19 protein-coding genes, 1 tRNA gene and 1 CRISPR repeat array are annotated in these 26,747 nt (G+C 59.6%); of the genes, 11 read left to right on the forward strand and 9 right to left on the reverse strand.

The window, feature by feature from the left end:
- Window positions 1–15: 15 nt before the first annotated feature.
- Window positions 16–3,318 (reverse strand): UvrD-helicase domain-containing protein, encoded by a 3,303-nt coding sequence (locus tag AADW57_RS13720; RefSeq protein WP_341667452.1) that lies wholly within the window; start codon window positions 3,316–3,318, stop codon window positions 16–18.
- The gene (locus AADW57_RS13725; protein WP_341667453.1) at window positions 3,318–5,966 is read right to left on the reverse strand and encodes a PD-(D/E)XK nuclease family protein; all 2,649 of its coding nucleotides are present in this window, start codon (window positions 5,964–5,966) and stop codon (window positions 3,318–3,320) included. Before AADW57_RS13725 ends, AADW57_RS13720 begins: the two co-directional genes overlap by 1 nt.
- A 963-nt stretch (window positions 5,967–6,929) precedes the next feature.
- Window positions 6,930–8,608: direct repeats of the CRISPR family, unit length 29 nt; unit sequence CGGTTCATCCCCGCTTACGCGGGGAACAC.
- A gap of 294 nt (window positions 8,609–8,902) precedes the next feature.
- Between AADW57_RS13725 and AADW57_RS13730 the strand changes: the two genes are divergently transcribed.
- Complete coding sequence (locus AADW57_RS13730; protein ID WP_341667454.1) at window positions 8,903–9,715, forward strand: TOBE domain-containing protein; 813 nt, start codon at window positions 8,903–8,905, stop codon at window positions 9,713–9,715.
- On the opposite strand, the gene AADW57_RS13735 is transcribed toward AADW57_RS13730, so the two are convergent.
- The 3 genes from AADW57_RS13735 to modA are packed head-to-tail and all read right to left on the reverse strand — an operon-like array spanning window position 9,696 to window position 11,866.
- Window positions 9,696–10,421 (reverse strand): sulfate/molybdate ABC transporter ATP-binding protein, encoded by a 726-nt coding sequence (locus AADW57_RS13735; RefSeq protein WP_341667455.1) that lies wholly within the window; start codon window positions 10,419–10,421, stop codon window positions 9,696–9,698. The two genes, AADW57_RS13730 and AADW57_RS13735, sit on opposite strands and share 20 nt — an antisense overlap.
- Window positions 10,418–11,098: a molybdate ABC transporter permease subunit gene (gene modB, locus AADW57_RS13740; protein ID WP_341667456.1), complete on the reverse strand. Its 681-nt coding sequence runs from the start codon at window positions 11,096–11,098 to the stop codon at window positions 10,418–10,420. The genes AADW57_RS13735 and modB overlap by 4 nt, the downstream gene beginning before the upstream one ends.
- Window positions 11,099–11,116: 18 nt before the next feature.
- Window positions 11,117–11,866 (reverse strand): molybdate ABC transporter substrate-binding protein, encoded by a 750-nt coding sequence (modA, locus tag AADW57_RS13745; RefSeq protein WP_341667457.1) that lies wholly within the window; start codon window positions 11,864–11,866, stop codon window positions 11,117–11,119.
- A 175-nt stretch (window positions 11,867–12,041) separates the two neighbouring features.
- Here modA and xerD point away from each other — a divergent pair, with 175 nt between their 5' ends.
- The 3 genes from xerD (at window position 12,042) to AADW57_RS13760 (ending at window position 14,780) form a co-directional block, all read left to right on the forward strand.
- A complete protein-coding gene (xerD, locus tag AADW57_RS13750) occupies window positions 12,042–12,935 on the forward strand; it encodes a site-specific tyrosine recombinase XerD (RefSeq protein ID WP_341667458.1) in 894 nt (297 codons plus the stop codon).
- A gap of 16 nt (window positions 12,936–12,951) precedes the next feature.
- The gene (gene ybaK / locus AADW57_RS13755) at window positions 12,952–13,446 is read left to right on the forward strand and encodes a Cys-tRNA(Pro) deacylase (protein WP_341667459.1); all 495 of its coding nucleotides are present in this window, start codon (window positions 12,952–12,954) and stop codon (window positions 13,444–13,446) included.
- Between the two features lie 122 nt (window positions 13,447–13,568).
- Entirely contained in the window at window positions 13,569–14,780 is a 1,212-nt protein-coding gene (locus tag AADW57_RS13760; RefSeq protein WP_341667460.1) for an MFS transporter, read from the forward strand.
- 60 nt (window positions 14,781–14,840) lie between these two features.
- On the opposite strand, the gene AADW57_RS13765 is transcribed toward AADW57_RS13760, so the two are convergent.
- The 3 genes from AADW57_RS13765 to AADW57_RS13775 form a co-directional block, all read right to left on the reverse strand.
- Complete coding sequence (locus AADW57_RS13765) at window positions 14,841–15,266, reverse strand: PACE efflux transporter (protein ID WP_341667461.1); 426 nt, start codon at window positions 15,264–15,266, stop codon at window positions 14,841–14,843.
- A gap of 79 nt (window positions 15,267–15,345) precedes the next feature.
- Window positions 15,346–15,420 (reverse strand) — tRNA-Arg (locus AADW57_RS13770).
- A 133-nt stretch (window positions 15,421–15,553) separates the two neighbouring features.
- Window positions 15,554–16,540 carry a LysR substrate-binding domain-containing protein gene (locus tag AADW57_RS13775; RefSeq protein WP_445819150.1) on the reverse strand — a complete coding sequence of 329 codons (987 nt, stop codon included), beginning with the start codon at window positions 16,538–16,540 and terminating at the stop codon, window positions 15,554–15,556.
- A gap of 154 nt (window positions 16,541–16,694) precedes the next feature.
- On the opposite strand from AADW57_RS13775, the gene AADW57_RS13780 reads away from it, so the two are divergent.
- The 4 genes from AADW57_RS13780 to AADW57_RS13795 all read left to right on the forward strand — a co-directional run bounded on the left by AADW57_RS13780 (window position 16,695) and on the right by AADW57_RS13795 (window position 22,331).
- Window positions 16,695–18,983 (forward strand): NADP-dependent malic enzyme, encoded by a 2,289-nt coding sequence (locus AADW57_RS13780; protein WP_341667463.1) that lies wholly within the window; start codon window positions 16,695–16,697, stop codon window positions 18,981–18,983.
- A gap of 196 nt (window positions 18,984–19,179) precedes the next feature.
- The gene (locus AADW57_RS13785; RefSeq protein WP_341667464.1) at window positions 19,180–20,097 is read left to right on the forward strand and encodes a LysR substrate-binding domain-containing protein; all 918 of its coding nucleotides are present in this window, start codon (window positions 19,180–19,182) and stop codon (window positions 20,095–20,097) included.
- A gap of 174 nt (window positions 20,098–20,271) precedes the next feature.
- The gene (locus tag AADW57_RS13790) at window positions 20,272–21,168 is read left to right on the forward strand and encodes a TauD/TfdA dioxygenase family protein (protein WP_341667465.1); all 897 of its coding nucleotides are present in this window, start codon (window positions 20,272–20,274) and stop codon (window positions 21,166–21,168) included.
- Window positions 21,165–22,331: a hypothetical protein gene (locus AADW57_RS13795; protein WP_341667467.1), complete on the forward strand. Its 1,167-nt coding sequence runs from the start codon at window positions 21,165–21,167 to the stop codon at window positions 22,329–22,331. Before AADW57_RS13790 ends, AADW57_RS13795 begins: the two co-directional genes overlap by 4 nt.
- A 99-nt stretch (window positions 22,332–22,430) precedes the next feature.
- Here AADW57_RS13795 and AADW57_RS13800 read toward each other — a convergent pair whose 3' ends face one another.
- A complete protein-coding gene (locus tag AADW57_RS13800; protein ID WP_341667468.1) occupies window positions 22,431–23,426 on the reverse strand; it encodes a tripartite tricarboxylate transporter substrate binding protein BugE in 996 nt (331 codons plus the stop codon).
- A gap of 153 nt (window positions 23,427–23,579) precedes the next feature.
- On the opposite strand from AADW57_RS13800, the gene AADW57_RS13805 reads away from it, so the two are divergent.
- From AADW57_RS13805 to AADW57_RS13815, 3 genes are read left to right on the forward strand one after another with little or no spacing between them, the layout of a single operon-like run.
- A complete protein-coding gene (locus AADW57_RS13805; protein WP_341667469.1) occupies window positions 23,580–24,476 on the forward strand; it encodes an AEC family transporter in 897 nt (298 codons plus the stop codon).
- Window positions 24,477–24,492: 16 nt separating this feature from the next.
- The gene (gene tsaE / locus AADW57_RS13810; RefSeq protein WP_341667470.1) at window positions 24,493–24,993 is read left to right on the forward strand and encodes a tRNA (adenosine(37)-N6)-threonylcarbamoyltransferase complex ATPase subunit type 1 TsaE; all 501 of its coding nucleotides are present in this window, start codon (window positions 24,493–24,495) and stop codon (window positions 24,991–24,993) included.
- On the forward strand, window positions 24,957–26,324 hold the full coding sequence (locus tag AADW57_RS13815; RefSeq protein WP_341667471.1) for an N-acetylmuramoyl-L-alanine amidase: 1,368 nt from the start codon (window positions 24,957–24,959) through the stop codon (window positions 26,322–26,324). The genes tsaE and AADW57_RS13815 overlap by 37 nt, the downstream gene beginning before the upstream one ends.
- The last annotated feature ends 423 nt before the right edge of the window (window positions 26,325–26,747 follow it).

Below are 26,747 nucleotides of genomic sequence, written 5' to 3' on the forward strand. Positions count from 1 at the left end.
CCCAGGAGTGTAACACTAATAAGGCACCCACAGATCCACGCGCGGAAAATAAAGCGCCCCGCGAGCTGGCCGCCCATCCAACGCCGAGACCTGCGCGCAATAACGCTCCAATTGCGGCGCATAACGCTGACGCATGCGCTCCGCAAATACCTCCAGGTTTTCGGTCGCGCCTGGCGTACTGGTCTTGTAGTCGACCACCAGCCAGTGATCCTCCTGGGAGATGGCCAGATCAATAATGGACACCCGACCATTGACATCGAGCAGCGACCATTCCCGCTGCGCACGCGCGGCGCTGAGCAGCCAGCGGCCGCGATCGGTGCGCAATGTCGCGCTGACCGCCTCGAACAAGGCTTGACCGGCCTCATCCAGATACGGTGCGGGCACGCCGGCGCGCTGCAACTGACGGCGCATGACCGGCCGGCTATCGCTCAGCCGCTCCGGCGACCAGGTCTGCACGCCTTCGCGCCCCAGTTTTTCCAGCCAGGCATGTGCAACCGTGCCAATCGCCGTTTCGTGCGTCGTGTCCAAGGACCACTCCCAGGACTGCTGCGCCGCTGCTACCTGTGTCGATATGGGTGCGGGCAGCGTGGGCACGCTGGCCACGCGCACCAGCGGCGGTCCGATCAACTGAACCGCATCCTGCCCAGCCGCTTGCTGCACAGCCTGCCAGGCCGGTGCCGCAGGCGGATCGATGACCGCCCAAAGACGGCTAAGCAAAGAGCGCCCATCGGGATCGCGCAGTCCCTTGTCCTGGGTCACGCTCAGTTCGGCAAACAAGTGCAATTCCTGCCGGGCCCGGGTCAGGGCCACATACAGCAGGCGATGGCTTTCCTGCTCTGCCCGAATCTTCTCGCGAGCGGCCAGAAAGAGCGAAACGGGATCGCGCTGTTCACTGGCCTTGTGGGTAATCGGCCCCAGAATCAGCCGTTCGGCACTATGCTCCAGCCGGATCAGCGGCTCGGTATCGTTAGCCGACTGCTTGTGCAATCCAAACAAGATGACGGTTTCAAACTCCAGGCCCTTGGACTTGTGGATCGTCATGACCTCTACCGCTTTGCCCGAGCCTTGGGGGGTGGCATACAAGGATTCCACACGCGCCTGAAACTGCTGCTGATCGGGCGGCCCATAGGGGCAGAGCTCCTCCAGCAGACGCAGCACCTGCTCGGCATCGGCCTGATCCGCGGCCAGCGGGTAGACGTGTTCGCCGCCCAGTCGCGCCCAGCACTGCTGTACCCAGGCGGCAAACGGCATCAGTCCGCTGCGATTACCCACATCCAGCAAGGTTTGCCGGGCAAACAGCAGGCGCTCGGCCTCGTCCGGCTCCCAATCGGCCACATCGCAGCCGCGCAGCAAATCGGGCATGGATTGCCGTGGCTGCAAGGCGCACAGGCGATACAGACTGTCCAGCCGCAGCCCTATCAGGGGCGAACGCAACAAAGACAACCACGCCAGGCGGTCGGCCGGGTGTGCCAAGGCGCGCACCAGTTGCACCAGATCGGCCACCACGGGTCGCTGCTGCAACGGTTCCAGCTCCACCGCACGGCACGGTATGCCCTGCTCGCCCAATTTACGCACCAAGCCATTCAAGTGCGCTCGCGCACGCACCAAAATGGCCACCGGATGCGCGCTGTCGGCATGACGCTGCAAGGCTTGCCCGGCACAGCGCACGGCCTGTTCAACGGCGACATCTTGCGCCGCCTGCTCCGCCGCTGCACCATCCTCGCCGCGTCCCAGGCGAAAATGCCAAGAGGGGTGAAAACTCACCATGGCACCCGGTTCGTCAGGCTTAAACGCCGTCGAGCGTTCGTACGTGACCATGCCCAGCTCGGGATCGGACTGGCGCGGAAACAACTGCGCCCCCACCCGATTGACCCACTCGACCAGCTGCGGATGAGAACGAAAGTTATTGCTCAGGGCAAGCGGTTCCAGCTCCACATCGCCCAAGCATTTTTCTTGCCAGACACGCAGAAACAAACCAACTTCTGCCTTGCGGAAACGATAGATGGACTGCATCGGATCGCCCACCAGGAACAGACTGCGGCCATCACCCGGCTCCCAACCGCTGGTCAAGCGTTCCAGCAACTGCACCTGCGACTGGCTGGTGTCCTGAAATTCGTCCACCAGCAAATGCCGTATGGAGCGGTCCATGCGCAGCAACAACTCCCCCGGCTCCTGGGCATTGCCCAAAGCCTCCAGCGCCCGCTGCGCGATCTCGGTAAAATCCACTTCGGACTTTTCCGCAAAACGCAGCTTGAGCTGGGCAGCCGCCAACCACAAGACCTGGATCAAATTGGCCAGAACCTCCTGCTGCTGTTCTGAATACTGCTGGGGCAATTGACGGGCACTATCCAGGCGAGAGACCCACGCCTCGGTACCCATAAAACCACCCAGCCAATCGGCCAGCGTCTCTTTCTGAATCGTCTTGGGCGGAAAGCCATTGCGCACCGTCAGGCTTTTGCGCACGCTGCCGTCATTGGTCAACAGCAAAGCGGCCAAGCCGCGCCAGCGCGGCAACTCGTCCATTGTCGGGGTCAGCGGCTCGCCGCCCCAATCGGCTAGCGCCATCATCTCGCCTTCACCCAGATTGGCAGCCGCAAAGCGCGCCAACGGAGCCAAGGTCGATGCCCAGCCCGGCGGCAAACTGGCACGCAACTGCTCAAGCTGCTGTTCCACTACCTCGCGCAGACTGTCTTGCAGCAAGGTCACATCTGCGCCCGCGCCCAAGGCCGGCAGCCACTGATCGCGACTGGCCAGCATGGAGGCCAGCAGCCCCTGGGCCTGGGCCAGGTTGACATCCATATGCTCCAGAAAGCGGGCGACGCTGGGCGTGTTTTCCGCCATTTCCAGTGTGGCCCAGGCAGCGGCCTCGTAGTGCTCCTGCGCGTTATCTGCAATGGCCGGTACGCCGCCCAAGCCAGTGACCCAAGGCATGGCCCGCACCAGATGCGCGCACAGCGAATCGATGGTGCGTATGCTCAGGCGGGCAGGATAGGCCAGCAGATCCCATTTCTGTTCGCGGTTGCGGCGCATGGCCTGACTGGCCAGTTCCCAACTGCGCACCCGGTACGACTCTGCAGGACAAGGCTGGTCGGCCGCCGCCAGTTTTTCCAACACACGGGCATGCATTTCCGCCGCCGCCTTACGTGTGAAGGTAATGGCCACAATTTCTTCGGGCCGATCTACCCGAGCCAACAAACCCAATATCCGGTCGGTCAGCAATTCAGTCTTGCCCGAACCGGCCGGCGCCTGCACCAGAAACGAGTGATCCGGGTCCAGCGCCCGACTGCGGGCACTACTATCGCTGGGCAACATGGACATCACACACTCCCTCCATCGGGGCCGGCTTCTTGTTGGAATAGGCGCAAGAACGGCTGCACATCGCAATACTGCAGATCGTTACGATTCCAGATACGATTGCCTGCCCGTCCCTGCACAAATTCATCGGCTAATTCCTGTACCGCCTGCTTCCAGGCCGACAACTGCGCCTGCCACTGCTGTTCGGTGTCCAATTCGATCATCCCTTCTATATCTGTGCCCGGCGCGGCCAGGCCGCTATATGCTACTTGCCGGGCATGCAAGCGCACAAAGGCCAGAGCGCTGACCTGCTGCCCCTGCTCTTGCAGGGCCGCTGCATAAAAAGGCAATTGCAGATTGACCGGCCGACTGCGCAACCAGTCTTTTTCAGGCCGTAGTTCGCCTATGCCGGTTTTGTAATCCAAGAGCATGCGTTCTTGGCCGGCCAGGCTGTCCAGACGATCCAGTCGCAGGCTCAAGCGCAGCAAACCCCGGCTCCAGTTAAGTTCTTCTTCTGTCGCCTGCAAAGCAAAAGGAGGTCGCTGGGCTTCCAGCCGCGCATAGTCGGCCAGTACCAGCAAGCCGCGTTCCATCTCCAGCCCACGCAACACCTCCCCGTACTCGGCCAGCTCTTCTTGCGCCGCCTGTTCGACACTGTTGTGCAAAACACTGTCCAGCGTCCCCAGAGCCATGTGCTCGTGCAGGGCCTCCTGGTCCTGCACGGTACGCCAGAACAGCTCGACGGCGCGGTGCAGAAACAGCCCGCGTGTATTCATATCGCCCAGACGCGCATAATCCGGCAAGGCCTGTCCGTGCAGACGAAACTTCACAAAGGCCCAGAGCGGACTGCGTGCCTGCGTGTCGAGCACGCTGATGCCCCCGCGTATACGCTCCTGGGCCTGCAATGCAGGGCCTTGTTCATCACTCAAGGTTTCCAGCGCCGCCGCCGGCACAGACGGTGCCAGCCAATCTAGCGGCTGCAAGGGCCAGGACGCAATCAGCGGACTGGGTCGCAACACCTGCTCGCCTGCCTGCAAGGGGGCGCTAAGCCAGACTTGATCCGCGCAGCGCAGCAAGGCTGCCATCATCCAACGCGCCCACTCCAGTTCACGCTCCGGCGTTGAACGCGGTGCCTGGGCGCGGCGCAGCACATGGGCAGGAATCAAGGGATTAGGCTTGACCGCAGCAGGCAAAATCTCGTCGGTCAGCCCCAACACCCAGACGGCATCCCAGCGGCCTCCCTCGGCCTCCAGAAAACCCAGCACATCCAGACGCGCGCGCGGATCGCGCTGCGGCTGAAACAGGCTTTCGCGCGCCATGCGCGCCAGGGCCGACTGGGCGCGCATGGCACTGATGCGGCCCAGCACCGGCGCTTGCTGCGCAAAACGCAACAGCAATTGCTCCAACGCTTCCAGCGTCTGGTACTGCGCGCTGTCCAAGCTGGCGCTGCCAGGGAAACCCAGCGCCTGCAAGCACTGACGCATCACGCTGGCCCAAACATCCACGCTCTGCGCCCCACTGGGAACACCCGCCATCGTCGCCATCGCCGTTGCCCAACTTTGTGCCAAATGTGGCGCATAACGGCTGAGCATGTCCTCGAATTCATTACGGCGCACCACCGTCATGCGATTGTCGCGCCAGGCCTTGTCGATTTGCGCCCGACCACCCGCCTCGGCCTGATCCGCCTGACAGGCCCCCAAGCGCAGGGCCTGACCAAGCAGAGCAGGCTCGGCCTTGCCACTTGCCGTCAAAGTAAATACGGCTTTGAGCCAGGCCAGCGCGCCTTCGATCAACGGCCATTGCGCCAAGGATCGGGCTGCCGCCACGTTATAAGGCAACACCCCCTGCTCGGTCTGCATGGCCTGCCGCAACAGCCTGTGAACCAAGGGCAGTTGGGTTTCCAACTGCGCAGCCACAATCGCCACGCGGGCCTGCGGGTTTTGATCCAACTGACGGCGCGCCCATTGAATAGCCAGCCGCCACTCGGTATCGGCATCCTGCGCCTGAACACGCTGGACCTGCGTCGCCTGCGGATCGGCTTGATCCAGTCGCTGAATCGACAGGCCCATTGCCCGCAAGCCATCCAACAGACGCTGCAAGCGTGGTGATAGTTCATGAAAGCCATGCAAAATCAGATGGGTGTGCCGCAGGTGTAAAACACCGGCCTGCACCGCCGCCACCACCCTCCCGGCGGCACGATTGGCATCGTCCAGATCGCCTTGCTGCAAACCACTCTGATAGTGGCTTCGCCACTGCAAAAAACGCTCGTAATCCGCACTCGTTTCCGAAGGGTCAAGCTGTATGTCCCACTCGTCCAGCAAGCTGTCGGCTTCGCAGGCAAAACGCGCGGCCTGGGCTATATCCAGAAAATAGCCATCCGGTTCGCACTGTTCAATACTGTGTTCCCAGCGCTGCAAGGACGCGAACTTGTCCATATGGTGCGCGGCAGGCTGCCATTGCTCGGAAAAGCACAACTGATCACTGGCCTGGGCCAGCCAGGCTCCCAGCGGCAAAATCTCGGGCACCGCCACCGTGCCGCCCTGCTGCGCCAGCCGAGCCGACAAACTCCCCAGCAGCCGACGCGCATAGCGATTGTTCACGGTCAGCACTACAGTGCTGGTGCTATCCAGGTCCTGCAACTGCGCCAGAGAAATAGCAGGGATGTCATCCATATCGACTCACCCTCTCGTTCGCACGGGAAATACACATCAAGATCATCGTCACGCAACCCAGTCCACACCCCGCGATGGGGAAAGACCCGATCTTAACCCGAGGCAGAATGACAGGATCAGTCCAGCCCCGCTTACGCGGGGAACACCTGCTCTGCAACGTGTCGGGTGACCTGTATTTCGGTTCATCCCCGCTGACGCGGGGAACACTTGTTCTTCTCGTAGCAGGCCCTTTTCTGGGTTCTTCGAAGCATTCCGGGAATCAATTTTTACTAATTCGATGAGGAGCTGGCTTTTTGAAGGCACCATTCAAGGCGCAGCTCGCTCGAACAGGGCTGATGGCTTGCCGGCGCTGCGCGCCGGTGCCCTGGTCGGGCCACATGGCCGGGCGCGTCGTTAACTCCGGCGGCTTGCTTGTCCACCGGACAAGCAAGCCGCCGTCGAACAGAACGACGCTTGCACCCCGTCCCCGCGCCCCGCCTGCGGCAAGCCATCCGACCCGCCCCGTCCAAGCGTACTGCGCCTTGACCGGCTCAAAACTCCGACGACATCGCCCCGGCTATACGCCTTCATGCCAAACGGGAAATCAGCGGATGACTGTTACCTTGTACGGTGTACACGGACGCTCCGCCATTTGGGCCAAGCACAGCGGTGCCGTTCTCGCCATGCCCGCCTTAGCAGGTCAGCGGGCGAGTCAGGGCCTTCGCCGCAGGCGGGATGCCGGGGCGGGAGACAAGGGGCGTGTTGTTCGAGCAGGACGCGTGTGATTCGTCCACTGGACGAATCACCCTGCGAGTTCACGCCCCGCCCGCCCCGGTATCCAGACCAGGGAACCCGCGCACAGCGCGGGCGAAGGACCCAGCCAAGCTGACCTGCTAAGGCGGGCATGGCGAGAACCCGAGGTTCTCTCTGCTTGGCCTAAACGGCTCAAGCAATACGAAGGAATCCCCGAACCCTTTTCTGATTCGGTTCATCCCCGCTTACGCGGGGAACACACAAACGAGGGGCTGCCGACAACGCGCAGTCGCGGTTCATCCCCGCTTACGCGGGGAACACCAAGGCGGGGCTACTCAAGACCGACTCTATCTCGGTTCATCCCCGCTTACGCGGGGAACACGTGAGCATGCCAAGCAGGGCCACACCCAACGCCGGTTCATCCCCGCTTACGCGGGGAACACTTTGCTGATCAGGCCGGTATGGCCGTGGGTGACGGTTCATCCCCGCTTACGCGGGGAACACACCGCCATAGTAACCCTGGCGGATAAACATTTCGGTTCATCCCCGCTTACGCGGGGAACACCTATCTCGGGCGCTCAAGGAAAAGTCTTGGACCTGGTTCATCCCCGCTTACGCGGGGAACACCGTAGACTTTGGTCAAGGCCGTGGCGGTATTCCCGGTTCATCCCCGCTTACGCGGGGAACACCGTAGACTTTGGTCAAGGCCGTGGCGGTATTCCCGGTTCATCCCCGCTTACGCGGGGAACACAACTTGGCTAGCTGATCTTGTGAGCGCGTCAGCGGTTCATCCCCGCTTACGCGGGGAACACCCCTCTGGCACATCTACGGCCACCACTATGCGCGGTTCATCCCCGCTTACGCGGGGAACACATTTCCATCACGGTAAACCCGACCTGGGCACACGGTTCATCCCCGCTTACGCGGGGAACACGGTATGTACTAGGCGTGTACGCGATGTGGTAGCGGTTCATCCCCGCTTACGCGGGGAACACGCCGAACCGCTCACACAGCGCGAAGCGGAAATCGGTTCATCCCCGCTTACGCGGGGAACACCAATACCTGGTTCAAGCAGATGACGCCGCGCCTGGTTCATCCCCGCTTACGCGGGGAACACCACGTAAGAAAATCCGCTCATGGCTCCACCCCCGGTTCATCCCCGCTTACGCGGGGAACACAGGGTCGGCGTCAGGTATTTCGTAGTCGCCCACGGTTCATCCCCGCTTACGCGGGGAACACGAACGCCTGCGCCGTATGTCCGAAATGGTACCCGGTTCATCCCCGCTTACGCGGGGAACACCCATACTGGCGGGTCGGCTTCCGTTGCGCAAACGGTTCATCCCCGCTTACGCGGGGAACACTTCGCCAGGTTCTTGCGCATCTCGTCCAAGCCCGGTTCATCCCCGCTTACGCGGGGAACACTCTTCCCTGGCAATGGTGGAGTCATGATGCAGCGGTTCATCCCCGCTTACGCGGGGAACACGATCTCAAACTGGAACGGGTAGGCGGTATCCCCGGTTCATCCCCGCTTACGCGGGGAACACTTTTGCTCAGCACCTACAAAGTCGAGAAATTGCGGTTCATCCCCGCTTACGCGGGGAACACAAGTGGCGGCTGCCCTCAGCAAAGGTAAATTCCGGTTCATCCCCGCTTACGCGGGGAACACCGCAAAAGCACCGGGTTAAACCAATTGACCTGCGGTTCATCCCCGCTTACGCGGGGAACACCCGCTAACCAATATGACCTATTTGGCCAGACCCGGTTCATCCCCGCTTACGCGGGGAACACGCATCAGCCAAACGCGGGTCTACAACAACATCCGGTTCATCCCCGCTTACGCGGGGAACACGTTACCAGCAATTGTGGACGTATCTTTTTTACCGGTTCATCCCCGCTTACGCGGGGAACACTCTAAAAACAAACCATTGATTTCAATAGAAAAATACCAGACCAGATTTTCCACCAAAAAAACAACTGATTCCGCCGCCTGCTTTCTACCTGCTTTGCAAGGTCACCGATGTTATTAGAGCACGCCACCTACTCCCCCAGAGCTTTTAGGCATTGCCACCCGTAACCGATCAGGTAATATTATTCTCGACATAAAAACACACAGCGGGTAACAGACTGACCGGCGGTTCAGGTTCAGCCGTCACCCATCGCATTCGTCTTGTTGCTCTTTGCCCTACGACCTTACACTGAGGCCTATGTCCAGCAAAAACGAAACTCAAGCCGAATTCACCAGCAGCCTGTCGCTGCGCACCGGCGAACATACCTGGGGCAGCGCACGGCGCATGACGCTGCTGGCAGCCATTGGTGAGCACGGCTCGATCTCGGCCGCCGCACGCAGCATAGACATCAGCTACAAGGCTGCCTGGGACGCCATCGACATCATGAACAACATGGCCGGCGAACCCCTGGTGCTGCGCAGCACCGGCGGCCATCGCGGCGGCGGCGCTACGCTCACGCCCAAAGCACAAGAACTGCTGGATCTTTACCAGACCTACGACCGGCTGCACCAACGCTTCATGGCGCGTATCGGGCGCTTGATGCCCACAGCAGCCACCCAAATGGAGCTACTCCAAACCATGATGCTGCAAACCTCCGCCCGCAACCAACTCCCCGGCATCGTCACCGCCGTCAAGACCGGTGCCGTCAACGACGAAATCCATCTGGACATCGGCCAGGGACAAAGCGTGGTGGCATCCATCACACGCGAAAGCACCGAGAACCTGGGCATACGCGAAGGGCAGAAAGTACTGGCCTTTCTAAAAGCTTCGTCCATCATGATCGGCACCACGGACACACGCACCAGCCTGTCGGCCCGCAATCAGTTGCCCGGCACCATTACGCAAGTGATCCCCGGCGCGGTCAATGCCGAAGTACGGCTGGAGCTGCCGCAAGGCCTGGCGCTGACGGCGACCATTACCCTGGACAGCACGCAACGCCTGCAGCTGGAAGTCGGCCAGCAAGCCTACGCCTTGTTCAAAGCGTCCAGCGTCATGATTGCAACGGTATAAGATCCAACTGGTGCGATGGGTCCAGCTCGTCAGCGGGGCAGCAATCCACAATACGTCCATCGCGGATGCGATAGACCTCTTGCGCCAGCACGCGGGCATCTTCCGGATCGTGAGTGATCAGGATGGTGGGAATATCGAGCTGCCTTTGCAACTGGGCCAGTTCGGCCCGCAAACGGATGCGCAAGTCCTGATCCAGCGCGGCCAAAGGCTCGTCCAGCAGCAAGATCTCGGGTTCCACAGCCAGCGCCCGCGCCAGTGCGCAGCGCTGCTTTTGCCCGCCCGACAATTCTGACGGGTAGCTATCGAGCACCGGCTCGAGCTCGAAGGCCCGCGCCCAGCGCTGTGCCGGCGCAGGTAAATCCTGCACACGCCGGTTAAACCAACCGGTGTTAAGTCCAAAACAGATATTCTGGGCCGCCGTCAGATGCGGAAACAGGCCGTAATCCTGGAAAAGATACGCAACACGCCGCTGACGCGGTTTCAGATCCACGCCCTGCTGCGAATCAAAATAGACCCGGCCATTAATGCTGATGCGCCCATGATCGGGCTTGAGCAGACCAGCGACACTTTGCACGGTCAGGGACTTGCCCGATCCCGACGGGCCATACAGGGCAATATGCCGAACATCGGTCTGTATATCGATATCCAGCGTGAACTGACGCGCCTGGGACTGCACGGTGCGCTGTATGGACAAGGTCAGGCTCATTGCACACTCCGCCGGCGTCGCACATGTCGCGGCGACAAGGCGCTGGCGCTCCACAGCACCAGCACACAGGTTATCGAAATAACAGCCACCAGCACCAGCGCCTGACTGTCCTCGCCGGCCTGCACGGCCTCGTAGATGGCGATGGACATGGTCTGGGTCCGACCCGGTATGCTGCCTGCGATCATCAAGGTTGCCCCGAATTCGCCCAGAGCACGCGCAAAAGCCAATAGAATGCCCGCAAGAATGCCACGCGCCGCCAAAGGCAGACTGACACGAAAAAAGACTGCCATAGGCGTTAAGCCCAGCACATGCGCGGCGCTTTCCAGCCGGACATCCACATCTTCAAAAGCCGCGCGCGCCGCTTTCAGAATCATGGGAAAGGCCACGACCGTCGCGGCGATGACCGCGCCTTGCCAGGTAAAGACCAGCTCGATGCCGAACTGCGACAGCCACTGTCCGAACGGGCTGCGCCGCCCGAACAGCACCAGCAGATAATAGCCGATGACGGTGGGCGGCAACACCATGGGCAAGGTCAGGATGGAGTCGATCAGATCACACCAGCGCGACTCCCACCGCGACAGCCCATACGCTACCGCAATGCCCAGCACACAAGCAAACAAGGTCGCCCAACCGGCGACCTTGAGTGACAACCAGAGAGGAATCCAGATTGTAGTCATCCCGTCCTTACGTAACGATCAGGGTTTGGCAAAACCATATTTTGCCAGCACTTGCTGCCCTGTTTCGGAAAGAACGAAATCCTGGAAAGCCTGGGCCTTGTCATTGCGCCCTTCGCGCTTGACCAAAGCGATCGGATAGGTGACCGGCTCGGTCGTCTTGAGCGTTTCCAGAACAGTGACCTTGTCCTTCATGATAGCGGCATCGGTAGCGAACACAAAACCGGCCTCGACCTCGCCGCGCGACACATAATCGAGCACCTGGCGCACGTTCTGCCCCAGGATCTCGCGCTGCTTGACCGCTTCCCACTGCCCTGCCTTTTCCAGGGCGGCTTGCGTGTAACGGCCCACAGGAACGGTGGCTGGATTGCCAATGGCGACGCGCTTGACCTCGGGCTTGCCCAGATCGCCGGCATTGCCGACCTTGGCAGGGTTGTCGGTAGGCACAACCAGCACCACCTGATTCTGTACAAAGTTCTTGCGGGTGGCCGGATCGACCACCTTGGCCTCTTCGGCCTTGTTCATCGCTTTCTGGTCAGCCGAGGCGAACACATCCACCGGTGCGCCGTTAACGATCTGCTGCAGCAGCACATCCGATGCGGCAAAGCTGGTCAGCACCTTGGTGCCAGGATGCTTGGCCTCGAACTGGGTAGCCAGATCCTTAAAGGCATTGGTCAGGCTGGCGGCAGCGGCCACCACCAGTTCGTCTGCCTGGGCGGTGCCTTGCACCAGCAAGGCCAGAGCAGCGGCCGACAATACGCGTTTGAACATGGTTTTCTCCTCGTGAACAGGCAATGCCCGATAAGTGCAATCAGGAAATATATATAGGTATATAGCGATGGTCAATCCGCCATCGGGAATATCCTCATCATCGCTCGGTGATAGCATAGGCAGAAAACCGAATGGAGGGCCGCTATCCTCTGCCTCCAACTCTTTGCCCCAGCCCATGACTCCTTCCCGCATTGACGATTTCATTGCCATGCTCTGGCTACAAGATGGCCTGGCCGCCAATACACAGCAAGCGTATCGCCAGGATCTGGAGCGGCTGGCCGAATGGGCGCAGTCCAGGCGGCCGGATACCCCGCTCGAACAACTGGCTACCACTGACCTACAAGACTGGATGGCCAGCCAAGCCACCGACACCAAGGCCAGCACCGCCAACCGCCGTCTGGCCACGCTGCGCCGTTTTTACGATTGGGTCTTGCGCGAAGGCCTGCGCCAGGACGACCCCTGCCTGGAACTGAGCGGTGCCCGCCAGGCCCCTCGCATGCCGCATACCTTGTCCGAGGAGCAGGTGGAACACCTGCTGGCGGCCCCCGACCCCCACACAGAACTGGGCCTGCGCGACCGCTGCATGCTCGAGACGCTGTACGCCACAGGCCTGCGCGTAAGCGAACTGACCGAACTGCCCGTGCAGAACCTGAGCCTGAGCGACGGCATTGTGCGTATAGACCAAGGCAAGGGCGGCAAAGACAGACTGGTTCCGCTGGGACAAGAAGCCCTGCACTGGATCAATTGGTATCTGCAGCAATCCCGCCCAGCCCTGCTCGGCCAGCGCCGCAGCGACTTCCTGTTCATCACCGGACGCGGCACCTGCATGACGCGTCAGTCGTTCTGGCTGATCGTCAAAAAATACGCTGCGCGGGCAGGCATTCAAGCTCCTTTGTCGCCCCATGTGTTGCGCCATGCCTTTGCCACCCACCTGCTCAATCACGGCGCGGACCTGCGCGTCGTCCAGATGCTGTTGGGCCATGCGGACATTTCGACGACGCAGATTTATACTCATGTGGCCCGTGAACGCCTGAAAGCGTTACACGCCGCCCACCACCCGCGCGCCTAGACGCGCCCTGTTCATCATGGCCAAAGAAAAACACGTCAGTGAAACGCCCGCCACCCAGTGGCTGCGCAAACAAAACATACCCTTTACCGAACACAGCTACGAGTACATCGATCACGGCGGTGCCGGCGAAGCGGCACGCCAGCTAGGACTAGATCCCCACCAGGTCGCCAAGACCTTGATCATGGAAGACGAGAACGCCAAACCCTTGATCATCGTCATGCATGGCGACCGGGAAGTCTCCACCAAGAATCTGGCTCGCCAGACCGGAGCCAAGAAAATAGCCCCCTGCAAGCCCGAGGTCGCCCAGCGTCACTCCGGCTATATGGTCGGCGGCACCTCGCCTTTTGCCACCCGCAAAGCCATGCCGATCTGGATCGAAGCCGAACTGCTGGATTACGACACCATCTACGTGAATGGCGGACGGCGCGGCTATCTGGTCGGCGTGTCGCCGCAAGCCCTGGTCGACACGCTGAAAGCCCGCAGCGTCCAGGCCAGCCTGGACAAAACCTGATCACCCCCATTCCCTGCTTTTGTCGACGGCAAACGTACGCCGTATGAGCCACTTGCCCCTCTCTCTTGGCCCGTCACCACCTTTCACCAGATAATTGACGCCTAAATATAAGAGGGGGCTTCATGTTTCAATCTTTGCGCCAACCCGGGGTGATGGTCATCGCCCTGGCGGCCGCCGGCATTCTGATGGTGACAATGGGGATACGGCAGTCGTTCGGACTGTTCATCCACCCTATCGACAAAAGCACTGGCATGGGCATTATGTCCATCAGTTTCGCGATGGCCGTCGGGCAACTGGCCTGGGGTGCCATTCAGCCTATTGCCGGTGCCTGCGCCGATCGCTGGGGGCCGGACCGGGTGCTGGCGGCCGGACTGCTTATTTTGGCGCTGGGCTGCGCCGCCACCCCGTTTATCGGCACTGGCCTGGGCCTGACGGTCACCTTGGGTCTGCTGGCCAATATCGGCGCAGGCGCAGGCAGTTTTTCCACCCTGATCGGTGCAGCTGCGCAGCGCCTGCCGGACCATGCTCGTGGTCAGGCCTCCGGCTTGATCAACGCGGGGGGCTCGTTCGGCCAATTCGTCTTTGCCCCCCTGGTCCAGAAACTGATTCAGCTGTTTGGCTGGATGTCGGCCTTATGGGTGCTGGCGCTGACGGCACTGCTGACGTTGCCGCTGATCCGCAAGCTAAGCAGCGCCCACAACGTGCGCCCGGCCTCACATCCCACAGCAGCGCCCAGTAAGGGCTTGCGGCATGCCGTCAAAGAAGCGGCACAAGACCGCAGCTACCTGCTGCTGAACCTGGGCTTTTTCACCTGTGGATTCCACATTGCCTTTCTGGTCACCCACCTGCCCGGCGAGATCGATCTGTGCGGCCTGCCGCCCTCGGTCGCCAGTTGGTCGCTGGCCTTGATCGGCCTGTCCAACATCTTCGGCAGCATCGCCGCCGGCTCCTGGATCGCCCGCTATCGCAGCAAGCATGTCCTGGCCCTGATGTATGCCTCGCGCGCGCTGTTGATTATCTGGTACTTGCTGATGCCCAAGACCGATTGGGTGTTCTACCTGTTTGCCATCGGCCTGGGCTTTACCTGGTTGGCGACGGTACCGCCGACGGCAGGCATCGTCGGTAAATTATTCGGCACCCGCTACCTGGCCACCCTTTTTGGCCTGACCCTGCTATCACACCAGATCGGCGGTTTTCTGGGGGCCTGGCTGGGCGGCATCGCCCTGACCGAGTTCGGCGACTACAGTTGGATGTGGTATGCCGACATCGCTCTGGCAGCGATGGCCGCTCTGGTAAACCTGCCTATACGCGAAGCCAAGATGCAGACAGCCTAAGCCGCCGAAATACAAACAGGCCGCGATTGCGGCCTGTTTTCATTCGGGTAAAACCTGCGATCACGTGGCACTGCTCGGCAAGCCGAACACCCGGTCAAAAGACCAACTGAAGCAAAACGAATAAAACAGAAAAAAGATCAGAATCGCTATTTCCATCTGCAAAGCGACCAAGAATCCGACCTGATACCACCACATATACATAGGCACGATAAACAGGACCAGACCCGTCTCGAAGCTGATCGCATGCACACAGCGACGCAGCACGCTGCGCCCTTTGACTGCCTGGCGCGACTCCCAGAATTCAAACAAGGTGTTGAACACATAGTTCCAGGCAATGGCCACCGCCGAAATCGCCACCGCGATAGGCACGGAATCGGACGTTGCCCCACCGGCAAAATACGCCAGCAGAAATGACGAAAAAACAATCGCGAAAAACTCAAACAAGCCCACGTACAACACGCGGCGTTTCCAACCCTGAAGTGTCATTGCAACCCTGCGCTGCGCACGAACGCCGATTCTGGGCAGAAGCCCAGCTTGACGTACACACGCTGAAATCATGAAGGCATGGCGGGCCCAGCAGGAATCGAACCTGCAATCTTCCCTTAGGAGGGGAAAGTTATATCCATTTAACTATGGGCCCGCAGCGGCATTGTCGTCTCTATCGACCACGATGCGCTGAAGAAAAGCAGGCGCAAAGTGTATCAGCTAGATGCATGCGAAGAAAGTCTCAAGCAAGAAACCATTCGCCGGCGGTTCAGGGCTTTCGCCTATGCTCAATAGAAAAACGCCCCGCGCTCCAAAGGCACAGTCTTATCCGTACACAGGCGCTTGAGCGCCTGACCAAACAAGAGATCCACGGGGCGATGGGGACCTTGCTCCCGGGTGAACAAAGCCACAGGCGACAAGGCCCACTCGAACGAATAGGGCACGATCGCCACGCCCGATACACGCACCAGCTCTTCGGCAATCTCCGTGGGTACGACGGAAACGGCGCGGGGGTTGTTGGCGATCAATTCGCCGATCAGCTTGGGCGATGCCGTCTCCACAATGGGTACGGGCTCCAGCAAACCGGCCTTCAGAAACAAATCCACGACCTGGCGGCGCATGGGGGTACCGCGCGGCCCCATGATCCAGTCAAGATCTTGCAGATGCGTCCAGTCCAGTCTGCGCCGCCCCAGCCGGCCGGCCAGTTCACGACCGGCGATCAGGCGCGGATGTTGCAGATACAGTGCATCATGGCGCACCCCTTTCATGTTCAGTCCGGGCGATATGCGGGCCACGACGCAATCCAAGGAATGATCCAGCAATTGCGCCAACAGCTCTTCGGTCAGACCTTCCTGAACGCTGACGGACACGGCCTGATCTTGCGGACGCGTATCGCGAATGGCGCTGGAGATCAACTTGCCCGACACCATAGGCACCACCCCCAGGCGCAAGTGGGCCTGCCGTCCGGCCGCATGCGCCTGCAGATCCAGACTGAGCAGTTCCAGATCCTGCAACATGGCACGCGCGCGCAGCAAGACGATGCGCCCCTGGTCGGTGGCCGTCATGCCCCGCGAAGAACGCAAAAACAAGGGCGCGCCAAAAACCTGTTCGGCTTCGGCCAATGCCTGGGTCACGGCAGGCTGACTGGTAGCCATATATTCGGCCACTTTAGTCAGCGAACCCAGGCGGTCAATCTGCAGCAGCAAGGACAAGTGGCGCAATTTGAGCCGACTAAGCAATCGATGCGCCAAATCCGTTGAGTCCGTAGCCGCCATATCAACCCATAAGTGTTTACTAATAGGGGAATAATAAAACGAAATAGCACCTGCCGCTCAGCTATCTACACTGCTTGAATGATTGCTGCCGGCGCTAGCCGGCCCCCGACACTTCGGTCGGCACGTACGCCGGCTTCTTGTTAGAGAGGACACCATGAGCACGACGGTAGACCGCCAAGCCGCATTGGATTATCACGAATTCCCCATTCCCGGCAAAGTCACGATTGCCGCCACCAAGCCGCTGGTCAACCAACGCGATCTGGGGCTGGCCTATTCGCCCGGCGTGGCCGCCGCCTGCGAAGAGATCGTCGCTGACCCCAAGAATGTGTTCCGCTTTACGGGCCGTGGCAATCTGGTAGGCGTAATCTCCAACGGCACCGCCGTGCTGGGCCTGGGCAATATCGGCGCGCTGGCCTCCAAGCCGGTGATGGAAGGCAAGGCCGTCCTGTTCAAGAAGTTTGCCGGCATGGATGTGTTCGACATCGAGATCAACGAAACCGACCCGGACAAGCTGGTGGACATCATCGCCGGTCTGGAGCCGACCTTCGGCGGCATCAACCTGGAAGACATCAAGGCCCCCGAATGCTTCGAGGTGGAACGCAAGCTGCGTGCGCGCATGAACATTCCTGTGTTCCACGACGATCAGCACGGCACGGCCATCTGCGTGACCGCTGCTTTCCTGAACGGTCTTAAAGTGGTCGGCAAGGATATCAAAACGATCAAGGTCGTGACCTCCGGGGCCGGGGCCGCCGCCTTGGCCTGCCTGGATCTGATGGTGGACATGGGTTTGCCCGAGGAAAATGTCTGGGTAACCGACATTGACGGCGTGGTCTACCAGGGCCGCCCCGGCCACCAGGTGCCCGAACTGGCGCGTTTCGCCAAGGACACTCAGGCACGCACGCTGAATGATGTCATCGACAATGCCGACGTCTTTGTCGGCCTGTCGGCCGGCGGCGTCTTGAAAGCCGAGATGCTCAAAAAAATGGCCGACCGTCCTTTTGTGATGGCCCTGGCCAACCCCACTCCCGAAATCCTCCCCGAAGTGGCGAAGGAAGCACGTCCTGACGTTATCATGGCCACCGGTCGTTCGGACTTCCCGAACCAGGTCAACAATGTGCTGTGCTTTCCCTACATTTTCCGAGGTGCCTTGGATGTAGGTGCCACCACCATCACCCGTGGTATGGAAAAAGCTGCTGTGCATGCCATCGCCGGATTGGCCGAAGAAGAACAAGATGAAACCGTGGCCGCCGCCTACGGTGGCTACGGACTGAGCTTTGGCCCCGATTACCTGATTCCCAAACCTTTCGACCCGCGACTGATCGTGCGCATCGCCCCTGCCGTGGCGCAAGCTGCCATGCAGGACGGCGTGGCGACCCGCCCATTGGCGGATCTGGACGGCTACATCGCCAAATTGCAACAGTTCGTCTACCACTCCGGCGCGTTCATGAAGCCGGTCTTTGCCATCGCCAAGCAAATGGTGCGCGAGGGCGGCAAAGCACGTATCGTCTTTACCGAAGGCGAAGAAGAACGCGTGCTGCGTGCGGTGCAGGTGATTGTGGACGAAAAGCTGGCGCACCCGATTCTGGTCGGTCGCCCCGCCGTCCTGCTCTCGCGCATCAAGAAGTTCGGTCTGCGCCTGCGCCTGGGCGTAGATGTGGAAGTGACCAACCCGGAATCGGATGATCGCTTTCATCAATACTGGACCACCTACTGGGAAAAAATGTGCCGACGCGGCATCAGCAAAGAAATGGCTCGCGTAGAAATGCGCCGTCGCCTGACGCTGATCGGCGCAACCATGGTCCATCTGGGCGATGCCGACGGCATGATCTGCGGCACGATCGGCTCCTACCATGCCCACCTGCGCTACATCGACGAAATGATAGGCCGCAAGCCTGACTCCAGCGTCTATGCCGCCATGAACATTCTGTTGCTGGGTGAACGCACCGTGGCCTTGACCGACACCCACGTCAACGACGACCCCAGCGCCGAACAGATCGCCGAATACACCGTGGAAGCAGCCAAAATGCTTAGTTCCTTGAACCTGGAACCCAAGGTGGCTTTGCTGTCGCGCTCGAATTTCGGCTCGGACTCGTCTTCATCCGGCCCCAAGATGCGCCGTGCCCTGGAACTGGTGCACGAACAAGCACCGGAACTGGAGATAGACGGTGAAATGCATGCCGACTGCGCCTTGGACGAAGCCTTGCGCAATCGCACCTTGCCCACCAGCACACTCAAGGGCGCAGCCAACCTGCTGGTCTGCCCGAATGTGGATGCCGGCAACATCAGTTACAACCTTCTGAAAACCGCCGCCGGCAGCAATGTGGCCATCGGCCCCTTCCTGCTGGGAGCCAACGCCCCCGTCCATGTCCTGACCTACAGCTCCACCGTGCGCCGTATCGTCAATATGACCGCCTTGACGGTGCTGCAGGCTAATCGGGTGTAATTCGCACCAACAGGCTGTATCGGAAAGCCGGCCCGTTTTGGGCCGGCTTTTTTATTCTCTCTTTTTAATCACATGCATCGGAAACAATTAAGCCAATACAAAAAATAGAAAAACCATCTCCTGCATAATTTGGAATTCCCTATACACTATCCTGACTGTCAAAACCAAAATACGAAACGGGCTCTTGGAATGAACCATGCCTTCGAAACATATAACACCAACCCAGCCCTATTTCAGACACGACACGGATGTCTTGCGTTCGCGCCTGTTATCTTTGGAATTACTACGCACATTCGTGGCCGTAGTCGAATGCCAAGGGTATACCGCAGCGGCACAGTACCTGCATCGCACACAGGCATCGGTCAGCCAGCAAATCAGCAAGCTGGAGCACAGCATCGGGGTTGCGCTGTTCAACGGTTCCAGGCGTCAATTACAACTGACGGAACACGGTCAGCTCCTTCTTGATTACGCCAAACGTCTCTTGCTTCTACAGCACGAGGCCATCACGCAATTGCGTTCCGACACACTAGAAGGCGTGGTTCGCATCGGAGCCACTCACGTATACGCGACCCAGATCCTACCGGCTATTTTGGCCAGATTTGCCCAGCGCTACCCGCATATACAAAGTGACCTTGAAGTCGGTATTGCACAGGACATGCACCGAGAGCTTGGATCCAAGTTCGACATCACCATCAATGCCTACAGACCCGGAGAAACGCAAGGCATACTGCTGCGCCGCGACCCTGTGGTCTGGGCCATCGCCGAGCACGCCCGGCCCCATCTGAATACGCCCGTGCCTCTGGCAACCCTGCCGCGCGGCTCTCTGTTGCGCCAATGGGCCGAAGACGCCCTGAAAGCTGCCGGGAAAAAATGGACACTGGTCCAAGAAAGTTTAAGCATAGACGTATTAAAAGCGTCTGTACTGGCAGGACTGGCCGTCGGCGTTTTTCAGAAAACAACGATTGCACAAACGCCTGGGCTGCGAACCCTGGGCACCGAAGACGGCTTCCCAGAACTCCCTTCATCAGAAATGCGCTTGGCCCGGGCCAATCGGGAACTATCCCCTTCAGCGCGCCGGCTCTATGACTATTTGCTTGAACAACTTTCCCCATAGAGCGGCGACAGGAAAAAACCACATAAATCATTACAAAGCATTATGAAATTCATAATGCTTTTTTGTTTTTAAAAATCTCCGCAAAAACCTACTATCCCATAACACGCAAAAAACAGAAAAATCAAAAAACACCCAGCCACGCGTAAACAATATATTTCATCTACAGAGGATCATATGCAGATCAACGATCTCCCAGAATCCAAGACGGCCTATCGAGCCATACCTATTTCGGGAACTATCGGGGCTGTCGTCGACGGCATATTGATTCGCGAAGGCATTCCCGATAGTGAAATCGCCTGGATACACCAGGCCCTGACAAAGCACCGCGTGTTGTTCTTCAGGAATCAACATGCCGTCAACGACGCCATTCACCAGGACTTCGCCCGCAAGTTCGGTACGATCATTAGCCACCCGACCATCAACAGCACAGCTGATCCGCAGATTCTGGAACTGGACTCACACCGCGGTGGTCGTGCCAACTCCTGGCACACCGACCTTACCTTTACCCTGTGCCCCCCAAAGCTCTCTATTCTTCGCGCCGTTCAACTACCCATCTATGGCGGTGACACCGTCTGGGCCAATACCGTCGCCGCCTACCTGCATTTGCCCCGTGAACTCCAGGCGCTGGCCAATACACTGTGGGCGGTCCACGGCAACGATTTCGATTACGCCGCCAGCCGTGTCGAGCTATTGCACGATGACACGGCCCGCGCCTATCGTCGTCAATACGCGGCTCAAACCATCAAGACAGAGCATCCTCTGGTCCATATACATCCCGCAACCGGCGAAAAAAGCCTATTACTGGGCCATTACGCACAGCGCTTCGTCAACTGCAACACCTATGAGTCGGATCGACTCTATGAAATATTCCAGGCCCATATCACCCGTCTGGAAAACACGATTCGATGGACATGGGCTCCGGGTGATGTTGCGATGTGGGACAACATGGCAACTCAGCACTACGCCATCAACGATTATGGCGACCAGAAACGAGTAATGCGTCGCGTAACCGTAGCCGGCGATACGCCTATCGCTTGCGACGGCACGCACAGCCGGGCGCATTCGTCTTGAGCCCAGAGCGATTTTGGCTCTCCCTGCTGAGCCTGGCCCTGCTGATGGGCCTGAGCATAGGCTTTACCCGCGTCATCACAGCCCTGTACGCCGTGGAGCTTGGGGCGTATGGCTGGCAACTGGCCATCGTGGCCTTTGCGCAAAGCATCGGTATGCTGCTCCTAGCAAGGACCGCCGCCCGCTGGGTTGATACCACAGGACCGAACAAGGTCTTTACGGCCGGGTCACTCTGGGGTCTAGGCATTTGCCTGACCACCCCACTGTTTCCGTCCGTTGCCGCTCTGGCGCTATTGACCGCTATGGGTAGTTTGGCGATGCCGCCCCGCTTTGTGTCCATCAACACGATATTCATGAGCCAGCTCGAGACACTGGGCAAACAAAAAGCCGGTTGGTTCAGGGCTGCCCACATTATCGGCATGACCTTCATGGGGGCCTTGCTGGCTACGTTTGTTTTTCCGCGTGTCGGTGCCGCTTACGCGTTTCCCTTGGCCGCATTCATCTTTGTGCTCAATATCGCAGTCTTTCACGTAGGAATCGGCCGACACCCTCTACCCTTGCGTTCGCACACGACTCCGACAACCCCGACCAACAACGTCAGCCTGACGCGCATCCCCTTGGTGCGCAAAGTAGCGCTATGGGAATTTGCCATACAAACGCTGAACGCCTACTTTATTTTCTACATCGTCATTATTGTGTTGCGTTACCTGCACCTGCCCGAAACGGTCGCCGGGATCGCTGTCGCCACACAAGGCTGTGTCTTTGTTGGCACTCTGGTCTGCGCCGGTAAGTGTGTGGTATCCCATCCTATGGGCAGTCGGCGGACAGGCCTAGCACTGACGGCATTGGCTTTGCTAAGCCTGCCCGTGGCCGACACCCCAAGTACGATCTATCTGTCTGCCGCAGGCCTGGGAATGGGCCTGGGCCTGCTGCAGATCATTAACCTGACCGACTTTGCGGACCTGGGGCGGTCAATTGGGTTTAGCCAGGCCGCTTACATCAATGCCCTAGCAGGACCTGGCGGCGGTATCCTGGGCGGTCTGCTAGGAGGGCTGCTGGAACCCTGGATCGCCCCTCAAACCTTGTTTCTTTTTTTTCTGCCGCCGGTCCTCGCCCTAGGTTTCTGGTCTACGAACCGCAGCGCGAACGTATCGGCCCCCAACTAAAAAGCCCAAACCCGGTGCCAAACCGGATTCGGGCTTTAAACCGATTTTTTACACTGCCTGACTCACTAAAAACCGGGGTTTTCGCAACGCATCAACTATTTATTCCAGCTTGATATTGCCCTTTTTGACCACGTCACGTGCCCAGTCGTACTGCTCCTTGATTTCCTTGCCGAACTCTTCGGGCGTGTTGCCCGATGGAGCAGCCCCTTGCTTTTCCAGGGCCTCTATGATTTCCGGGGACTTCAAGGCCTGCACAGCAGCGTCGTGCAATTTGGCCACGACTTCGGGCGGCGTGCCCTTGGGAGCCAGCAAGCCATACCAAGCAGGGCTGTTCAACTGCGGATAGCCCTCTTCGGCCAAGGTAGGTACATCCTTCAGGCTGGACAGGCGCTCGGGCCAGGCAATGGCCAACGCACGCAGGTTGCCGCCCTGGATCTGCCCCATCGACGACGGCAGGTTATCGAACATGGCGTTGATCTGGCCGCCTACGGCGTCCGCAACGGCTGGACCCGAGCCGCGATACGGCACATGGACGATGTCGGTACCGGTCGCCTGCTTGAACGCCTCGCCAAACAAGTGCAACACCGAGCAGGTGCCCGAGCTGCCGTAGGAATACTTGCCGGGATTGTCCTTGAGCTGCTGCACGAACTCTTTGAAGGTCTTGGCCGGGAAGGAAGGATTGACCTCGATCACGTTGGGCACATTGGCAAAATTGGTGACCGGCACGAAATCCTTCAGGGGGTCATAAGGCAGATCGTTGGGGCGGCATGCTGGATTCACAGCCAGCGTCGATACCGTCGCGATGGACAGTGTGTAGCCATCGGGCTTGGCACGCGCCGCTTCGGCCGCGCCGATCGCACCGCCGGCACCGCCCTTGTTTTCCACGACCATGGACTGGCCCAGGATCTCGCTCATGCCCTTGGTAACGATGCGCGTCACGATATCGGTAGAGCCGCCGGGCGCAAACGGCACGATGACCCGAATGGCCTGCTTAGGATAGTCTTCAGCCGCCTGGACCGACTGACTGAAACCGACGGCGGCCAGACCTGCACAAAGGGATAAGAGCGCAAAGCGTCGATAGGGCTTCGTTGTCATAGGGTGTCTCTCCTGTTAAACCTTTTTGTGGTACCTCCCCCTGGATAAGGGGTGCGTGTCAATAGTAGCGCAGCTGATCAAAAGCATCGTCAAATAATGTAGAGTCTATTGATACAGGACATCCCTGATAGATCCGACTACGCACTCGTTGCCATGCCCGCCATTTTTTCGCTGATTCTGCCCGACTTTCTGCTGATCGCCCTGGGAGCCTTGCTATTACACCGTTTCCATTTCAGCGCCGAATTTTTTCGTGGCGCGGAAAAACTGGTGTACTACGTCCTGTTTCCCGCCCTGCTGTTTCATTCCATCACGCGCACACCGATCAGCCTGTCCGAAGCATGGACACTGCTGCTGGCCGCCGCCGCATTGATTGCCGCCGGCACATTGCTGGCCTGGCTGGCCCTGCCCATCCTGAAACCCGATATGCGCCAACACGCCGCCGTTACACAATGCGCATTTCGCTTCAATACCTATCTGGGCATGTCGCTAGCCGGCGCAGCGGCGGGATCGGACGGAGTTGCCGTAATGGCTCTGCTGGTCGGCTTTTCCGTGCCGATGGCCAATATGGTAGCTGTCAGCGTGCTGGCGCGCGGCCAACAGAACAGCATCTGGAAAGAAGTGCTGAAAAACCCGCTGATACTGGCGACCGTGCTGGCCCTGGCCTGGAACCTGCTGGGCCTGTCCCTACCCGCTCCGATCGGCGTAGCCTTGAACCGCCTGGGTGCCTGCGCGCTGGGCATAGGCCTGCTCTGCGTGGGGGCAACCCTGTCCATGCAGGGCGCGCGTCAGGCCGGGCCCTTGATCGCCTGGATGGCCTCCATCAAGCTGCTGGCTCTACCGCTCGTCGCCCTGCTGACCGGCTGGCTATTGCAGCTCAGTCCCATCGAGCATCAGATGCTACTCATCTTTGCCGCCCTGCCCACCGCATCCTCGGCGCATGTGCTGGCGGCGCGCATGGGCGCCGATAGCCGCCTGGTCGCGCTGACCATGTCGATCGGCACTATACTAGCGGGCTTTACCATCCCTTTCTGGCTGGCCGTGGCCGGCTGATCTGCGCGTAACTGCCATGACACTGAACACCTTGACGCTGAGCCTGCCGGACGAGGACGCCACCACGGCCCTGGCCGAGCGCTTCGCCCCCCTTCTGACCGGTCAGCGGCCAGGCACGCAGCCAGGCGGGCGCATCCACCTGCATGGCGACCTGGGAGCGGGCAAGACGCACTTCGTGCGGGCGTTGTTGCGCGCCTGCGGCGTAACGGGTCGAATCAAAAGCCCCAGCTACGCGCTGCTTGAAAGTTATAAAGTTTCTAGCTTATACTTCTATCATCTTGATTTCTATAGATTTAGCGATTCACGAGAATGGGTAGACGCTGGTTTTCGTGATATTTTGCAAGACAACACGGTCGTATTGATCGAATGGCCTGAAAAAGCAGGGAATTTACTGCCCGCGCCCGATCTGGATTTACACCTGGATTATTGTGGCGACGGTCGTCTGGCCACCCTGAATGCACACAGCGCCAAAGGAACGCTATGGATTACGACACTCGCCCCCAGCCAGCAGAAGTAGGCACCGCCGGCCAGGCCCGTCGCCGATTCGTCGCTACGGCCACGACCCTGTTCCTGCTCCCGGTAATCCCCCGGCTTGCCCAAGCCAGCACGATCGTGGCCGTACGCACCTGGCCCGCCGATGAATACACCCGCGTCACGCTGGAGATGGACAGCGAACTGAAGGCCGAGCACTTCACCCTGGAAAACCCTCACCGCATGGTGGTGGACATTCAGGGCCTGACCATGAACCGCACCATCGAAGAGCTGGTTTCCAAGGTGCGCCCCAACGATCCCTATATCCGCTCCGTGCGGGTAGGCCAGAACCGGCCCGATGTGGTGCGTCTGGTGCTGGATCTGAAACAAGCCGTCGCCCCCCAGATCTTTACCCTCAAACCGGTGGGCGAATACAAGTACCGTCTGGTGCTGGATCTGTATCCGCGCATTGCGCAGGACCCATTGCTGGCTTTGCAGATTCAGGACGATAACGACCCCCTGGCCTCGGTGCTGGAAAGCCTGGCCCAAAATTCTCCCGATGCGCCTGTGCCTACCGTCAAGGGACAATCCTTGCCTCCCGTAGCGCGCACGCCGTCACCGCCTGTCGCAGTCCCAACGCCACCTTCCAATGGTCGCACGCCCCGGGCTCCGAACCGCCCCTTGCTGATCGCACTGGACCCCGGACACGGCGGCGAAGACCCCGGGGCGATCGGCCCGGGCGGCACACGCGAAAAAGATGTGGTTCTTAGCATCGCCCGGCGTCTGAAGCGCCTGATCGATAGCCAGCCTAATATGCGCACTTACCTGACGCGCGATGCTGACTTTTTCGTACCGTTGCAAGTACGCGTGCAAAAGGCGCGACGCGTCAAAGCCGACCTGTTCGTCAGTATCCACGCCGATGCCTGGATCAAACCCAGCGCACGCGGCTCTTCTATCTATGCCTTGTCACAGAACGGAGCCACCAGTTCCGCCGCCCGTTGGCTGGCCAAGAAGGAAAACGACGCCGACCTGATCGGAGGCATCAATCTGGGCACGCACAACCGCCAGGTCGCCCAGATCCTGCTGGATATGTCCACGGCCGCGCAGATCAACGACTCGGTCAAGGTTGGCTCACGCATCCTGGGTGAAATCGGCAAGATCAATCGGTTGCACAAGAACCGCGTGGAACGGGCCGGCTTTGCCGTGCTCAAGGCCCCGGACATTCCATCCATTCTGATCGAAACGGCTTTCATCAGTAACCCTGAAGAAGAGCGTCTGCTGCGCAGCTCCTCGCATCAAGACAAAATTGCCCAGGCATTACTGTCGGGCATACGCAACCACTTCGCCGAATTTCCAGCCCTGGCCAGCCGAGGCTAAGGCCCCACAGTCGTAAGAAACGACGTACAAACCCAATGCCAGTCAGATGAATGCTGACTGGCATTTTTTGTTTCTGCACAATGCAAGAAAATTCCGTGTCGAATCAGAATCCGTTTTTATAAGGCTCCTCGAAGAACCCCGAGCGCCAATTTATCAAGCCGATAAGGAACTGGCTATTTGAAGACGCCATTTAAGGCGTAAGCAGATCGGAGGGGGCTGACGGCTTGAATGGCTCAAAACACCGATGACATAGCTGCGGCTATACATAGCCATACCCAACAGAACATTGAGCGAATGGCTGATGCCTTATACAACGTACGCGGACTTCCCGCCGTTTGGGTCAAACACAGCCAAGCCAACCCGTCCCGTCTTGCTTCGCGAGAACCCGGATTTCTTTCCACTTAGCCCAAACGACCTACCCCA

The organism is Alcaligenes sp. SDU_A2 (genome assembly GCF_038237375.1).
Lineage (GTDB): Bacteria > Pseudomonadota > Gammaproteobacteria > Burkholderiales > Burkholderiaceae_B > Alcaligenes.

Excerpts from the sequence above, each read along its gene's own strand:
- AADW57_RS13720 (WP_341667452.1), bottom strand. The coding sequence starts at position 3,318 with ATGTCCATGTTGCCCAGCGATAGTAGTGCCCGCAGTCGGGCGCTGGAC.
- AADW57_RS13725 (WP_341667453.1), bottom strand. The coding sequence starts at position 5,966 with ATGGATGACATCCCTGCTATTTCTCTGGCGCAGTTGCAGGACCTGGAT.
- AADW57_RS13730 (WP_341667454.1), top strand. The coding sequence starts at position 8,903 with ATGTCCAGCAAAAACGAAACTCAAGCCGAATTCACCAGCAGCCTGTCG.
- AADW57_RS13735 (WP_341667455.1), bottom strand. The coding sequence starts at position 10,421 with ATGAGCCTGACCTTGTCCATACAGCGCACCGTGCAGTCCCAGGCGCGT.
- modB (WP_341667456.1), bottom strand. The coding sequence starts at position 11,098 with ATGACTACAATCTGGATTCCTCTCTGGTTGTCACTCAAGGTCGCCGGT.
- modA (WP_341667457.1), bottom strand. The coding sequence starts at position 11,866 with ATGTTCAAACGCGTATTGTCGGCCGCTGCTCTGGCCTTGCTGGTGCAA.
- xerD (WP_341667458.1), top strand. The coding sequence starts at position 12,042 with ATGACTCCTTCCCGCATTGACGATTTCATTGCCATGCTCTGGCTACAA.
- ybaK (WP_341667459.1), top strand. The coding sequence starts at position 12,952 with ATGGCCAAAGAAAAACACGTCAGTGAAACGCCCGCCACCCAGTGGCTG.
- AADW57_RS13760 (WP_341667460.1), top strand. The coding sequence starts at position 13,569 with ATGTTTCAATCTTTGCGCCAACCCGGGGTGATGGTCATCGCCCTGGCG.
- AADW57_RS13765 (WP_341667461.1), bottom strand. The coding sequence starts at position 15,266 with ATGACACTTCAGGGTTGGAAACGCCGCGTGTTGTACGTGGGCTTGTTT.
- AADW57_RS13775 (WP_445819150.1), bottom strand. The coding sequence starts at position 16,540 with ATGGCGGCTACGGACTCAACGGATTTGGCGCATCGATTGCTTAGTCGG.
- AADW57_RS13780 (WP_341667463.1), top strand. The coding sequence starts at position 16,695 with ATGAGCACGACGGTAGACCGCCAAGCCGCATTGGATTATCACGAATTC.
- AADW57_RS13785 (WP_341667464.1), top strand. The coding sequence starts at position 19,180 with ATGCCTTCGAAACATATAACACCAACCCAGCCCTATTTCAGACACGAC.
- AADW57_RS13790 (WP_341667465.1), top strand. The coding sequence starts at position 20,272 with ATGCAGATCAACGATCTCCCAGAATCCAAGACGGCCTATCGAGCCATA.
- AADW57_RS13800 (WP_341667468.1), bottom strand. The coding sequence starts at position 23,426 with ATGACAACGAAGCCCTATCGACGCTTTGCGCTCTTATCCCTTTGTGCA.
- AADW57_RS13805 (WP_341667469.1), top strand. The coding sequence starts at position 23,580 with ATGCCCGCCATTTTTTCGCTGATTCTGCCCGACTTTCTGCTGATCGCC.
- tsaE (WP_341667470.1), top strand. The coding sequence starts at position 24,493 with ATGACACTGAACACCTTGACGCTGAGCCTGCCGGACGAGGACGCCACC.
- AADW57_RS13815 (WP_341667471.1), top strand. The coding sequence starts at position 24,957 with ATGGATTACGACACTCGCCCCCAGCCAGCAGAAGTAGGCACCGCCGGC.